14 protein-coding genes and 1 riboswitch are annotated in these 12934 nt (G+C 35.9%); of the genes, 7 read left to right on the top strand and 7 right to left on the bottom strand.

What is annotated here, in order from left to right; translation table 11 throughout:
* Nucleotides 1–24 precede the first annotated feature (24 nt).
* The 5 genes from CN326_RS20930 to phaQ form a co-directional block, all read right to left on the bottom strand.
* Nucleotides 25–831, bottom strand: a complete 807-nt coding sequence (locus CN326_RS20930) for a TerC family protein (protein ID WP_098310908.1) — start codon at nt 829–831, stop codon at nt 25–27.
* 86 nt (nt 832–917) lie between these two features.
* A riboswitch (yybP-ykoY riboswitch) is annotated at nt 918–1090 on the bottom strand.
* A 213-nt stretch (nt 1091–1303) separates the two neighbouring features.
* On the bottom strand, nt 1304–1489 hold the full coding sequence (locus CN326_RS20925; protein ID WP_020061915.1) for an alpha/beta-type small acid-soluble spore protein: 186 nt from the start codon (nt 1487–1489) through the stop codon (nt 1304–1306).
* Between the two features lie 135 nt (nt 1490–1624).
* Entirely contained in the window at nt 1625–2068 is a 444-nt protein-coding gene (locus CN326_RS20920) for a MaoC family dehydratase (protein WP_098310907.1), read from the bottom strand.
* 101 nt (nt 2069–2169) lie between these two features.
* On the bottom strand, nt 2170–2691 hold the full coding sequence (gene phaP, locus CN326_RS20915) for a polyhydroxyalkanoic acid inclusion protein PhaP (protein WP_098310906.1): 522 nt from the start codon (nt 2689–2691) through the stop codon (nt 2170–2172).
* A gap of 43 nt (nt 2692–2734) precedes the next feature.
* On the bottom strand, nt 2735–3184 hold the full coding sequence (phaQ, locus tag CN326_RS20910) for a poly-beta-hydroxybutyrate-responsive repressor (RefSeq protein WP_098310905.1): 450 nt from the start codon (nt 3182–3184) through the stop codon (nt 2735–2737).
* Between the two features lie 194 nt (nt 3185–3378).
* Here phaQ and phaR point away from each other — a divergent pair, with 194 nt between their 5' ends.
* From phaR to CN326_RS20885, 5 genes are all read left to right on the top strand, one after another.
* A complete protein-coding gene (phaR, locus tag CN326_RS20905; RefSeq protein WP_098310904.1) occupies nt 3379–3864 on the top strand; it encodes a polyhydroxyalkanoic acid synthase subunit PhaR in 486 nt (161 codons plus the stop codon).
* A 152-nt stretch (nt 3865–4016) separates the two neighbouring features.
* A complete protein-coding gene (gene phbB, locus CN326_RS20900; RefSeq protein WP_098310903.1) occupies nt 4017–4760 on the top strand; it encodes an acetoacetyl-CoA reductase in 744 nt (247 codons plus the stop codon).
* 82 nt (nt 4761–4842) lie between these two features.
* On the top strand, nt 4843–5928 hold the full coding sequence (phaC, locus tag CN326_RS20895; protein WP_098310902.1) for a class III poly(R)-hydroxyalkanoic acid synthase subunit PhaC: 1086 nt from the start codon (nt 4843–4845) through the stop codon (nt 5926–5928).
* Nucleotides 5929–6128: 200 nt separating this feature from the next.
* Nucleotides 6129–7346 (top strand): NAD(P)/FAD-dependent oxidoreductase, encoded by a 1218-nt coding sequence (locus CN326_RS20890; protein ID WP_098310901.1) that lies wholly within the window; start codon nt 6129–6131, stop codon nt 7344–7346.
* On the top strand, nt 7343–8692 hold the full coding sequence (locus tag CN326_RS20885) for a TrkH family potassium uptake protein (RefSeq protein WP_098310900.1): 1350 nt from the start codon (nt 7343–7345) through the stop codon (nt 8690–8692). The genes CN326_RS20890 and CN326_RS20885 overlap by 4 nt, the downstream gene beginning before the upstream one ends.
* 42 nt (nt 8693–8734) lie before the next feature.
* Here CN326_RS20885 and CN326_RS20880 read toward each other — a convergent pair whose 3' ends face one another.
* On the bottom strand, nt 8735–9070 hold the full coding sequence (locus CN326_RS20880; RefSeq protein ID WP_098310899.1) for a DUF3905 domain-containing protein: 336 nt from the start codon (nt 9068–9070) through the stop codon (nt 8735–8737).
* A 177-nt stretch (nt 9071–9247) separates the two neighbouring features.
* On the opposite strand from CN326_RS20880, the gene CN326_RS24750 reads away from it, so the two are divergent.
* Nucleotides 9248–9400 (top strand): hypothetical protein, encoded by a 153-nt coding sequence (locus CN326_RS24750; RefSeq protein ID WP_176524721.1) that lies wholly within the window; start codon nt 9248–9250, stop codon nt 9398–9400.
* A 615-nt stretch (nt 9401–10015) separates the two neighbouring features.
* A complete protein-coding gene (locus CN326_RS20870) occupies nt 10016–10798 on the top strand; it encodes a DeoR/GlpR family DNA-binding transcription regulator (protein ID WP_098310897.1) in 783 nt (260 codons plus the stop codon).
* Between the two features lie 66 nt (nt 10799–10864).
* Here CN326_RS20870 and CN326_RS20865 read toward each other — a convergent pair whose 3' ends face one another.
* A complete protein-coding gene (locus tag CN326_RS20865; RefSeq protein WP_098310896.1) occupies nt 10865–12613 on the bottom strand; it encodes a B12-binding domain-containing radical SAM protein in 1749 nt (582 codons plus the stop codon).
* Nucleotides 12614–12934: the final 321 nt, after the last annotated feature.

The raw sequence follows: 12934 nt of genomic DNA, 5'->3' as shown, positions 1-12934 counted from the left end.
AAGAAAAAGGAAAAAGCGCTGAAATTACAGCGCTTTTTCGTTATATTTTTTCGAATCTTGTTGTACATTTGGCGTTGTTTCTTTTGATAAGAACCAGCCACATGCACCAATTCCAAGCAATACAGTCCAAAATATAATTTTCCAAGTAGCTGATTCTGGGAATTCATGTGGAATCACACCTAATGCAGGGTGAGCCAACGTATGAACTGCTAATTTCACACCAACCCAACCTACAATCGTGAATGCAGCAGTTTCCAACCCAGGTTTACGTTTCAGTAAGTTTACGAAAGCAGATGCGGCAAAGCGCATAATGATTAATCCAATCATACCACCTGCGAAAATAACGAAAAACTGTGCTGTATCGAGGCTACCGATTGTACCAAGATTTGTTTTCGGTAATGTCACAGCTAATGCAACAGCCGCTAAAATAGAGTCAATAGCAAACGCAATATCAGCAACCTCTACTTTAAATACAGTCCACCAAAAGTTTTCTTGTTTTTTCTCTGTCTCTTTTTTCTCTGTTTCTTCGTGCGCTGCATTCTTTTTTACATAAGTTTTTACAAGATGGTTACCAGCAATAAACATTAAATAGATGGCACCAATCGCTTGTACTTGCCATACATCGACAAGAAATGAAATTATAAACAGCGATCCAAAGCGAAATACAAAGGCTCCTGCAAGCCCATAAAATAAGGCTTTTTTACGTCTTTCTTCAGGTAAATGTTTTACCATAATAGCAAGGACGAGTGCGTTATCTGCTGCTAAAATTCCCTCCAAAACAACTAAAATAAGTAATACCCAACCATACTCCAATAATAAAGATAGATCCATTTACATTCTCCTCTCGTTTGTATATGTGCTAAACAAAAGAAGAAAATTCCCCATTGTTTAGCTTCCCCAAAATAAGCTCTACCAATGGCAGAGAAATTTCAAAAAGAACACAAAAAAGACCTCTGCCGTTAATAGGCAAAGGTCTTGCTAGACATATGTAATAAAATATGCCAACAAAGCCGGAGGAACATAGTTCCACGTAATGACGACTTTGTTTCAGAGAATATTTTCTCTGACGCTACTCCCCTTTGGAAATATGCTGTTATGTATAATATATAAGAACTGTTAATGTTTGTCAACCAGTTAAAAAATTTTTGCTCAGATATTTAACGTTTATGCGGGATTGGTTCAACTAACCATCAGGGGGGATGAAAAAATCCCCACTGATGGAAGTTGAACTTTACATACTTTCTACAGGCAAAAGAAAAGAGGCAGAGAATATCTGCCTCAAATCCATTATTTATTTGATTAATTATCCGCGTAATTGTTGTTGTGCAAGTGAAACGAGACGTTTTGTTACTTCACCGCCAACAGATCCGTTAGAGCGAGAAGCTGTGTTAGAGCCTAAATTCACGCCAAATTCTTGAGCAATTTCATACTTAAATTGTTCTAGTGCTTGTTCAGCGCCAGGGACAAGTAGTTTATTTGTTTTCGCCATGTTAGATATACCCCTTTTTCTATTTTCAGCTTATGATAGCTGATAATGTTATTGTATGTGTTCTGTTTTCACTCATACGCGGAAGTAATCGGTCATACTAACAGTTCTTGGATGAAATGAAAAAGAGTAGCAGCGCTACTCTTTTTTCAGGACAGTTGCTGTACCTTCAACAACAACTTTATCGTATTGATTATATACATTTGTTTGTAACGTAATAATTCTTTTGTCATCGCGTTTTTCAATTACTTCAGCCACAACACGTAACGTATCCCCAATTTTTACAGGAGCACGGAATGCCATATTTTGAGATAAATAAATGGTATTTTTCCCTGGAAGCTTTGTTCCGAGTATTGTTGAAATAAAGCTAGATACGAGCATACCGTGAGCAATACGTTCTTTAAACATCGTTGTTTTTGCAAAAGAATCAAGCAAATGAATTGGATTTACGTCACCGGTAAGTTTTGCAAAAGTAACAATATCTTCGTCTGTAATCGTTTTTGTTAAAGAAGCTTGATCACCAATGTGAATCTCATCATAATAAAGCTCATGGACAGATTCTGCTTCTTGAAAAAGATTCATTTCTTCCTCCTTCTTTTCCATGTTGAAAAATGTGAGCCATCCCGATGTAAGGGGAGAAAGAAAGAGACGAGTATTTTTTGCAGTAAGTTGCCACATTTTTCTTATTTCATGGAAGTGAATAGATTGTTTGAGTTTTCCTCGAACTTTTTTACGAGGTCTAGTTGCATGGATTTGAATTCTTCTAAAAAACTCTCCATTTGTTTTTGAACCTCTTGACGTTGTTGTTGTTGGCTAATCAGTTGTTTCACTGCTTCTTCGAATTGTCCGCTTGTTTGTGAAAGTAAAGACAAAGATGCTTTTGTTGGAGAAACAGTAAGTTGGTGCATATGACTAGAAAGTTCATTCCATTTTTCTTGCCATCCGTCAATTTGTTCATTAAAGGAGTTACCAGCAAATTGCTTTACATATTCAGTATATTGCGTGTTTGCTTGTGCTGAAAATTGCTGGATTTCTTTTTCGATTTCTTCTGTACTTTCTGTTAATTTATGCAAAGCTTCCTGCTGATGTTTCAATGTTTCTAATGTAAGTTGTTCCATTTGTTTTCCCGCTGAAGAAAAAAGGGAAAGAGAGTGTGACCAGTTTTTCCAGAATGCATCAACAAGTTCGTGTGGTTTCGTTTCCATGACTTGACCCCCAAATAAATTTTTTACATATTGTGAACGCAGATTAATCTGCTATGTCACCAAAAGACGATGAAGATTTCTCATCCTTTGTTGGAACATTGGAAAATGGAAAGAATGCACTTGTGTACAGGTTAAAAAACGTACGAAGCATTTTTTGATATTGCTCAAATGACGTAGCGCAAGATGTTAAATATTCCTCTCCATATTCCGTTAAAGAATAAATTCGTTTTGCTGGACCTCCTTCACTTGTATCCCAAGTAGAAGATATGAGGTTTTCTTTTTCTAGTTTGCGTAAAGTCCTATATACATTACCTTGATCAATAGAAGAAAAGCCAATATCCATTAGCATCTGAATAAGTTTGTAACCGTGAAGACTCCAGTCTTTAAGACAGAGAAGTAAGAATGGAACTAAGAAGTTTTTTGGCATGGAGTTTGGTTGTTTCGTTTGGGTTGTGTCCAAACTTTCTTTTTTTTCTGGTTCATTTTGTAGCATGATTGTGCATCACCTCATGAATCAGTTAGATGGAATTTTTTTCTTATATGTGCAATTTACACCTATCTGTATTTTTTGTCAATGTATTTTTGGAAAATAAAAAATAAATACACACTTGAACTTTTAGTCGGAATATTAGAAAATAATGAATAGATTGAATTGTTCCAATAACTAAATAAAGGAGTGTAGGAGAAGTGATTGAACAAAAACTCGATCCACTACAAGCTTGGAAAGAAGTTTACGAACAGACAGAAAAGTTTTGGGGAAAAACGCTTAATGAAACAGTCAAGACAGAAGAGTATTCTGCATGGATGGGAAGCGTTCTAGATTTGAACTTGTTTTATCAAAAGATGATGAATGATGCAACAAAGGGATATTTAGAGAAAGTGAATATCCCAACGCAAGAAGATATTGCCAGAGTTGCTTCTCTTGTTATTAATTTAGAAAACAAAGTTGACAATATCGAAGAGTTTTTGGAAGAAAAGGTAGAGTCTCTTGGACAATCTCCTACAATAAAGCGTGATGTCACAAAAGTGAAACAAGATATTCGTACATTAGAAAATAAATTAGATAAAATTTTTGAACTGCTTGAAAAACAAAATGAAGTATTAGCAAAGTTACAAGTACCAGCAGTACTAGCAGCACCAGCGGTACAAGCTAAAAACGATAATAAAAAATAATTTCGTTAAATATATATTCGTTCTGAAAGAGGCGGGGAGCACCTCTTTCTAGGGCGGTATATCATTTATAAATGTATGTATGCATTGCGGTGTTCATCTAGGCAAAGCTCATCCATCATGTGGCCGCGAATTATAACAAAGGGGGAGCAAAAATGGCTCAATTACATGGAAAAGTAGCAATCGTAACAGGTGGAGCAAAGGGGATTGGAAAAGCAATTACAGTAGCACTAGCAGCAGAAGGTGCAAAAGTAGTGATTAATTACAATAGCAGTAAAGATGCTGCTGAGAACCTTGTGAATGAGCTAGCGAAAGAAGGACATGATGTATATGCTTGTCAAGCGGATGTTTCTAAATTAGAGGATGCAAAGCGTCTTGTAGAAGAAACAGTACAGCATTTTGGAAAAGTAGATATTTTAGTTAACAATGCTGGTATTACGAGAGATCGTACATTTAAAAAGTTAAACCGTGAAGATTGGGATCGCGTTATCGATGTGAATTTAAGCAGCGTATTCAATACAACAAGTGCTGCACTTCCATACATAACAGAAGCTGAAGAAGGACGAATTATTAGTATTTCTTCTATTATTGGACAAGCTGGTGGATTTGGGCAGACGAACTATTCAGCTGCAAAAGCTGGTATGATTGGGTTTACAAAATCTTTAGCGTTAGAGTATGCAAGAACGAATGTAACAGTAAATGCAATTTGCCCAGGGTTTATCGATACGGAAATGGTAGCAGAAGTTCCGGAAAACGTTCGTGAGCAAATCGTAGCGAAAATTCCGAAGAAACGTTTCGGTCAAGCAGATGAAATTGCAAAAGGTGTTGTATATTTATGCCGTGATGGTGCGTACATTACAGGACAGCAATTAAATATTAACGGCGGTTTATATATGTAATCTAACAACAAAGAAGTGCATGTCTATGATAGGTATGCACTTCTTTCTTTCTAAAAGAAATGAAAATAAAGGAGTTGTGAAAATGACAACATTAAGAACGGAATGGGAAAAACAATTAGAGTTATATCCAGAGGAATATCAAAAAGCATATAAACGCTTTAGACGAGCAAGTGAGGTGTTACTTCGTGAACCAGAGCCGCAAGTAGGCTTAACACCGAAAGAGGTTATTTGGACGAAAAACAAAACGAAGTTATATCGTTACATTCCAAAACAAGAAAAAACACATTCTGTTCCTATTTTGTTAATTTATGCTCTTATTAATAAGCCGTATATTATGGATTTAACGCCAGGGAATAGTTTAGTGGAATACTTAGTAGACCGTGGCTTTGATGTGTATATGCTAGATTGGGGAACATTTGGTTTAGAAGATAGTCATTTGAAATTTGATGATTTTGTTCTTGATTACATTGCAAAAGCTGTGAAAAAAGTATTGCGTACAGCAAATGCGGAAGAAATTTCTCTTCTTGGTTATTGCATGGGTGGAACCTTAACTTCTATTTATGCTGCGCTTCATCCGCATATGCCAATTCGTAATTTAATTTTCATGACGAGCCCATTTGACTTTTCTGATACAGGTTTATATGGACCATTATTAGATGAAAAATATTTTAATTTAGATAAAGCAGTTGATACATTTGGAAATATCCCTCCAGAAATGATTGACTTTGGAAATAAAATGTTGAAACCACTTTCGAATTTTGTAGGTCCGTACGTAGCGCTCCTTGATCGCTCAGAAAACGAACGGTTTGTAGAAAGTTGGAGATTAGTTCAAAAATGGGTTGCGGATGGAATTCCGTTTCCAGGAGAAGCATATCGTCAATGGATTCGTGAGTTCTACCAAAAGAATAAGTTAGTAAAAGGGGAACTTATCATTCGCGGCCAACAAGTGAAATTAGAAAATATTAAAGCAAATGTATTGAATATCTCTGCTCAACGTGATCATATTGCACTTCCATGTCAAGTGGAAGCATTGTTAGATCATATTTCTAGTGTAGATAAACAATATGTGTGTATTCCGACAGGGCATATGTCAATTGTATACGGAGGAACGGCAGTGAAACAAACATATCCGACAATTGGTAATTGGCTTGAAGAGCGTTCAAAGTAAAACGAAACTTCTATTAGTGGGTGATTTTTCCCACTAATAGTTAGTTGAGTACGGGTGATTTTGCATTGAGAGAAGTGGAAAATACCACTTCTAAAGCATGATAGTATAATCCAGCTAGTGAAAACTAGCTGGATTTTTTTATGGGAAATAACGAAAAATAATGGGATAAAGAAAGATAAATTTATTTTAGGAGAGATTTGATGGAACTGCTACTTGGAAAATTGTTTTGGGATGAAGGGATTTCTATACCTTGTTATGAAAAGTTGGAAAATGATATGATATGTGATGTGCTTATTATTGGAAGTGGTCAAGCGGGTGCTCAACTTGCATATATGTTATCGGCAATTGGACTACAAGTGGCAGTTGTAGATAAAGGGAAAGTTGCAAGCGGAAGTACGCTTGCGAATACAGGGTTGTTACAATACACTCAAGATAAATCATTAACTTCGTTTGTGCATACATTTGGTGAAGAAAAAGGGGTTCGAGCATATCGATTATGTTATGATGCGCTCGATACTATGGAGCAAGTGGTAACAAAACTCGATATAGATCCTGAATTTATTCGTAGAGGAAGCTTATATTATGCAAGTAATAAAGATGATGTTTCATTTCTAAGAAAAGAATATGAGACCTTAAGATATTATGATTTTCCTGTTGAGTTTTTTACAGAAGAAGATATAGCGAAACGTTATTCATTTACAAAACCAGCTGCTTTGTACACAAGAGGAGATGCGGAAGTGAATCCGTATGTGTTAGCACATGCTCTTATTCATAAAGCAAAAGAGAATGGAACGGCTATTTTTGAAGATACAGAGATTATTCATATTAAATCTGTTCATAAAGATACAATCTGTTATACTAAAAATGGAAAGAAAATTATATCTAAAGCTGTTATTATAGCTACAGGATACGAAACGCAACAGATAAAAAAAGAAGCAAATGCAACTTTGGCGACTTCTTATGCAATTGTCACAAACGAACAACCAAATTTTGAGGGATGGTACGAGCAGTCGTTAATTTGGGAAACTGCGCGTCCGTATTTATATTGCCGCACGTATAAGAATCGAATTATAATCGGTGGCCTAGATGAACCGAGTATGTTACAAAAATATGGTGACACACATCTACTACATAAAAGAAATCTTCTTGTTCAAATAACATCAAAATTATTCCCACAGTTGAAACACGTACAAGCAGAATATTATTGGGCAGCAATATTTGGCGGAACACATGATGGAATGCCCATTCTGAAAGAGGACGAATCGATTGCAAACCTCTATTATGCATTAAGTTATGGCGGGAATGGCACCGTCTATAGTATGGTATTTGCAAAAATATTTCAGGAATTATTTGCACATGGCAGTAGTTCGGATTTCGAAATATTTCGTCGTAAAAAAGTTAAAGAAGTGATGGAATGAAAGGTATTAGGAAATGGTTACAACATTTAAGACCGGTACAGCTCATCGTTTTATTTTATGGTCTTGCTGTTATTGTGTCTGTTATATTATTAAGCATGCCATTTGTTATAAAACCAGGAGTCGAGTGGACATTTATTGATGCTTTATTTACATCTGTTAGTGCAGTAAGTGTAACAGGTTTATCTGTTGTATCGATTCCAGATACATTTACTACAGCAGGTATTGTTATTTTAGCGCTTGTTTTACAATTAGGTGGACTGGGCATTATGGCGCTTGGTACGTTTGTTTGGATGATTACAGGAAAGAAAATAGGTTTACAGCAGCGACGTTTAATTATGGCAGATCAAAATCAAAGAAATTTAGCGGGACTTGTTCATTTAATGCGCTCTATTTTAATATTAATCATTTCAATTGAAGTAATTGGTGCACTGTTATTAGGAACAAGATTTTTACGTTACTTCCCTAATTGGAAGGAAGCATATTTTCATGGCTTTTTTGCAGCTGTTAGTGCTACAACGAATGGCGGATTTGATTTGACGGGACAATCGCTTGTACCGTACCAAAACGATTATATCGTACAAATTATTCATATGCTTCTTATTATTTTAGGGGCAATTGGTTTTCCAGTATTGATTGAAGTGAGACAATATATAGGTAAAAAGAAACATGAATTATTTCGGTTTTCATTATTTACAAAACTCACAACGACAACGTTCTTTACTTTAGTGGTTGTTGGAACAATCGTTATTTTTTTGTTAGAGTGGAATCATTTTTTACGTGGGAAATCATGGCATGAAATGTTGTTTTATACATTGTTTCAATCTGTTACAACAAGAAGTGGTGGCTTAGCAACGATGGATATTCAAGAATTTTCGCCCCCAACACTGTTCTTTATGAGTATATTAATGTTTATTGGCGCTTCTCCAAGCTCTGTCGGTGGTGGTATTCGTACAACAACTTTTGCAGTTTGTATCCTCGTATTGTATACCTTTGCAAAAGGTGGTAGAAGTGTACGGGTATTTGGGAGACAATTACACGAAGAAGATATTATAAAAGCATTTGTTGTTGCATTGATGGGTGCTTTGCTATGTGCCGCAGCACTATTTGTGTTATGTATAACGGAACCATTTCCATTAATGGATCTGTTTGTAGAAGTATGTTCAGCATTTGGAACAGTTGGTTTATCGACCGGAATTACAGCAGAACTCACAACAGTTGGAAAACTCGTATTAATTGTGCTCATGTTTATTGGGCGAATTGGTATTTTAACGTTCATATTTGTAATTGGGGGAAAAGAGAGACCACTTCGATATAAGTATCCAAAAGAACGGATTATTGTTGGATAAAAAAAGCGATTGTATTTTATAAAATACAATCGCTTTTCTATATTAATCGTTAATACCAAACTGCGGATGCATAAAAGTTTCTTCTGAATCCGTATTGTTTTTTTGCAGTAAGTCTTGATTTTCTTCAGCAATCCAGCCGATATCATTTGTTGGATGTATCCATTGGTCTCCGGCCATCATAGCAGGATCAATATCATCACTCCAATTGTTCAGGGGGCTATTTTCTGAATTATACTGGCTGTCACCAATAATTACGCCATACTCATTGGTGAATGGTGGTTGCATCGTGATGCCAGTTCCTTTAAAAGAAGGAAAATTCATTTGATGCGGAATTGTTTCGTCAAGAATAGGAGAGTCGATTGGTTGATTTCTCTTCACATTTACCGCTCCTTGTTTATAAAAGTAGAAAGGTATATGTACCTCCCTATTTTATAGCATTTCCTCACATTGCGTATTCGCAACTTGTTAACAGTTACCATCTATAGAGTGGAGTTTCAATGTCCATATTAGTACTGTAAGCATTGGTTTTATATAAAGGATTGAGGAGTGTTTCGTATGGTAAAACGAAAGGTAAGTCGTAACGCAGCTGCAAAGAACAATCAAACTCCAAAAGAAAGCTTGCCGGATGCGGAATTTGCAGTAGAGTACGAAAATGAAGATGTTGCAAAATATGCAAATCGCAACTCGAAAAAAGGCAAGAAAAATTGAGGCGTTTTTTATAAACGTCTCTTTTTTTGTGGGATTTTTTATAGATTTTTTAATTGTTTGTAAATTTATTGTTATGTCGTAGGCGAAAAAGAGGGAGAAAACATAGAAGTACCAACGTATTACACAAAAACAAACAATAAACAAAAGATTAATCTTTGTTTAATGTGGTTTTTACATTTAACGTTTATATTGAAATTATACATATGAAAACAAAGGAGAGGACAAAGCATGAAGGGGAATTTTAATAATAGAGATGGAAGTTTCACTTTATAGGATGCAGTCCAAAGAAAGAAGAAACAGTGGCAATAAAGTGAAACTTCCATCAGTGGTGTCCTGCTGGAAAGCTCTCACCAATCGGGCGCATGCCAGCAGTTATCCTCCACCTATCTTCTTTGCTTCTCTCTGCATCTTGAGGTGCCCGCGAATAGCGGGATAAAAGCGAAAGATGAAAAATAGAGCTTATTACGAACCGAGAAGTAGAAAAATGTTGTAACTCTAGAAGCGGTATTCCAAAATCTAAAAATCATTTTTGATGGAAAAACGAAGAATTTACATGCATGAGGAAGTAGTATTAATAGAAGAGAAATATGACTTTGTATAACTGGAGGTGAAGTCATGTCTGTTGTTGGAGAAGAGCGTAAGCGGATTATTATTGAGAAAGTAGAGTTAAAAGGAAAAGTAAAGGTATCAGAGCTTGCAAAAGAATTTTCGGTATCAACAGAGACAATTCGTAGGTATTTAGGAGACCTGGATCGCGAGAAGAAATTGAAGAAAGTATATGGGGGAGCAGTCGGATTGCCAGGGACTAAAGTGGACCCTCCAATGCTAGAAAGAGAAATGTTATGTTTAGAAGAAAAAAAACGTATCGGCTATAAAGCAGCAACTTTTGTAGAAGATGGTGATGTCATTGTTATTGATGATGGTAGTACGCCACTTCAAATGGTACCATATCTCATTTACCGAAAAAATTTGACTGTTATTACAAGCTCGTTTCCTGTTGCAATGCAATTAATTCCTTTTATTAATAAGAAAATGATTGATGGTCAAGTGATGTTTATTGGTGGAAAAGTGGCTCCAAAGCACTGCCGGGTATCAGGTTCTATTTCTCAGCAACTCATTCAGCAATTTCACTTTGACAAAGCATTCATTTCAATTGATGGACTTTTACCTAATTTCGGAGTTTCGAGCTTTGAATTGGAGAAAGCGAAGTTATCAGAATCTATGGTTCGACAGGCAGAAGAAACATTTATTTTATGTGATCATACGAAGCTTGGTATAAAAGGAAATTATCGCATTTCTGGATTTTCAGATATACATCATGTTATTTGTGATAAAAGCATGCCACATAGCTTTGAAGAAGAAGTAAAAAAAGCGGGGATTCGCTGGACTATTAGTTAGAATAACAGAGGCTTTTGGTATGAATGAAAGCCTCTGTTAATTGTAATATCATGTCATCTTTATTAATCAGCTTATATTTGCTGCAAATAATTCACATTGTGTTGTTTTTGGATCGTAGTAGGCAACAAGGATGGACGGTTTGGAAATTATTTCACCATGCTTCATGTAATGGTGGTAGTCAAATGGTATATGCTCTACAATTGTGTGTTTATACAAGTCCTTTTCTACCAATTGAAGATCAGCAAATGCGTCTCCTAGTATGTTAGGCCGTTCCATAATCATTTTATAGTAGGAATCTACCTCCTCTTTTTTCCTTTGTTCCGCTATCCATGATTTACGAGGACGATATTTATGATTTTGTAAATAATCAATTGTCAATAAGGCCTTAATCATATGAAGGTGTGCAGTTTTTCTTGATTGTAAAAATTGATACAGACGTTGGAATAAATCTTCTAGTTGGTGTCCAATTCGGCTCCATCCTTGTGTATCCCAATAAGTTCCAAACTCTTGGAAGAAATCAAAAGGTGTATCAAATGTATGAGATATGACGTATGACACGGTATTATCTATACGATGAGCATTCCAATATTTTTCTAATACATCTTCAACTTGTTTAATTTGAATAATATCATCAAAGGATAGTACATTATTTCCGAGCATTTCATATGGTGCCTGATCCATGTATATATATTGATGATCATTTGCCCGAATTCGAAGGCCCGTACCACGCAGCAGTTTTAAAAAGCCAAGTTGTAATTCCTCTGGTCCTAAAGCAAAGACATCATTAAATGTTTTTCTGAAGGATTGATAGTCTTCTTCAGGCAATCCGGCAATCAAGTCTAAATGCTGTGCGATTTTTTGTCCATCACGAACCATTGTAACTGTTCTCGTCAATTTTTCGAAGTTTTGACGTCTTTTTACGAGGTCGTTTGTTTGGTCGTTTGTAGATTGTACACCAATTTCAAACCGGAACAAACCAGCAGGGGCATGTGTATTTAAAAATTCAATGACTTCAGGCCTCATAATATCGGCTGTAATTTCAAATTGAAATACGGTTCCAGGTACATGTTCATCAATTAAAAATTGAAACATCTCCATAGCATAGCTACGGCTAATGTTAAAAGTACGATCGACGAATTTAATAATACGTGCACCATTCTTCATCAAGTAGCGAATATCCTCTTTAATACGTTCGCGATCAAAGTAACGAACGCCAACTTCAATAGAAGATAAACAAAATTGACAACTAAACGGACAACCGCGACTTGTCTCAATATAGGTAATACGTTTACCTAAATGTGGAATGTCTTCCGGGAAACGATAAGGGGATGGTAATTCTTTTAAGTTTAGTTTCTCACGTTGCGGTTTTATTACATGGGTACCATCAGCTTTTATAAATCCGATACCGTCAAGATTTTCAAATTGCTGTGCACCTTGTATTTCAAATAGAAGATTTTTTACAGCAATTTCTCCTTCACCAATAATAATAAAATCGATTTCAGGAACACGTTTTAGCCAATATGTCACATCATATGTAACTTCTGGACCACCGATAAAAATGATAAGGTTTGGATTAATCTTCTTAAGCATTTGAATGACTTCAATTGTTTCTTCGATGTTCCAAATATAACAGCTAAATCCTATTACATCGGGTTTGCGCCTATGTAAATCAGTAACAATATTCATGACAGGATCGTTAATCGTATATTCAGCCATTTCTAAATCAAATTCAGGCTGGGCATATGCTTTAATATAACGAATTGCTAGATTTGTGTGAATGTACTTTGCGTTTAATGTACTAATAACAACGTTCATATTTTTTTCCTCAACTTTAACGTATTTCCGAAATTCATCCCCATCTTCGAACGCGTGACGGGCAATAGCCTAGCGATAAGATGGGGATGAATTTCGGTTAGGCACAGCCTAAAGCAAGTCATGGCAAATACACGCGTGTTTTGCCCATCCAAATAAGGATGTAGTTTCCCTTCGCCAATGTTTGTAGGTGTTGGCAACTTCTTATACAAGAAGGCATGTGGTTGACCGTTCCTTCCCAATCAGAACTGTTACAGAGCCACCATAGAGCCAAGAACTAGGGAATCATTCTTGGGTATGCAACCTACGAACGGAGTCTATAAA

Origin of the sequence: Bacillus sp. AFS018417 (assembly GCF_002560985.1) — a bacterium.
Lineage (GTDB): Bacteria > Bacillota > Bacilli > Bacillales > Bacillaceae_G > Bacillus_A > Bacillus_A rhizoplanae.
The sequence above is the reverse complement of the archived record's forward strand: the minus strand, read 5'-3'. Positions and strand labels throughout refer to the sequence as shown.

Excerpts from the sequence above, each read along its gene's own strand:
- CN326_RS20930 (WP_098310908.1), bottom strand. The coding sequence starts at position 831 with ATGGATCTATCTTTATTATTGGAGTATGGTTGGGTATTACTTATTTTA.
- CN326_RS20925 (WP_020061915.1), bottom strand. The coding sequence starts at position 1,489 with ATGGCGAAAACAAATAAACTACTTGTCCCTGGCGCTGAACAAGCACTA.
- CN326_RS20920 (WP_098310907.1), bottom strand. The coding sequence starts at position 2,068 with ATGAATCTTTTTCAAGAAGCAGAATCTGTCCATGAGCTTTATTATGAT.
- phaP (WP_098310906.1), bottom strand. The coding sequence starts at position 2,691 with ATGGAAACGAAACCACACGAACTTGTTGATGCATTCTGGAAAAACTGG.
- phaQ (WP_098310905.1), bottom strand. The coding sequence starts at position 3,184 with ATGCTACAAAATGAACCAGAAAAAAAAGAAAGTTTGGACACAACCCAA.
- phbB (WP_098310903.1), top strand. The coding sequence starts at position 4,017 with ATGGCTCAATTACATGGAAAAGTAGCAATCGTAACAGGTGGAGCAAAG.
- phaC (WP_098310902.1), top strand. The coding sequence starts at position 4,843 with ATGACAACATTAAGAACGGAATGGGAAAAACAATTAGAGTTATATCCA.
- CN326_RS20890 (WP_098310901.1), top strand. The coding sequence starts at position 6,129 with ATGGAACTGCTACTTGGAAAATTGTTTTGGGATGAAGGGATTTCTATA.
- CN326_RS20885 (WP_098310900.1), top strand. The coding sequence starts at position 7,343 with ATGAAAGGTATTAGGAAATGGTTACAACATTTAAGACCGGTACAGCTC.
- CN326_RS24750 (WP_176524721.1), top strand. The coding sequence starts at position 9,248 with ATGGTAAAACGAAAGGTAAGTCGTAACGCAGCTGCAAAGAACAATCAA.
- CN326_RS20870 (WP_098310897.1), top strand. The coding sequence starts at position 10,016 with ATGTCTGTTGTTGGAGAAGAGCGTAAGCGGATTATTATTGAGAAAGTA.
- CN326_RS20865 (WP_098310896.1), bottom strand. The coding sequence starts at position 12,613 with ATGAACGTTGTTATTAGTACATTAAACGCAAAGTACATTCACACAAAT.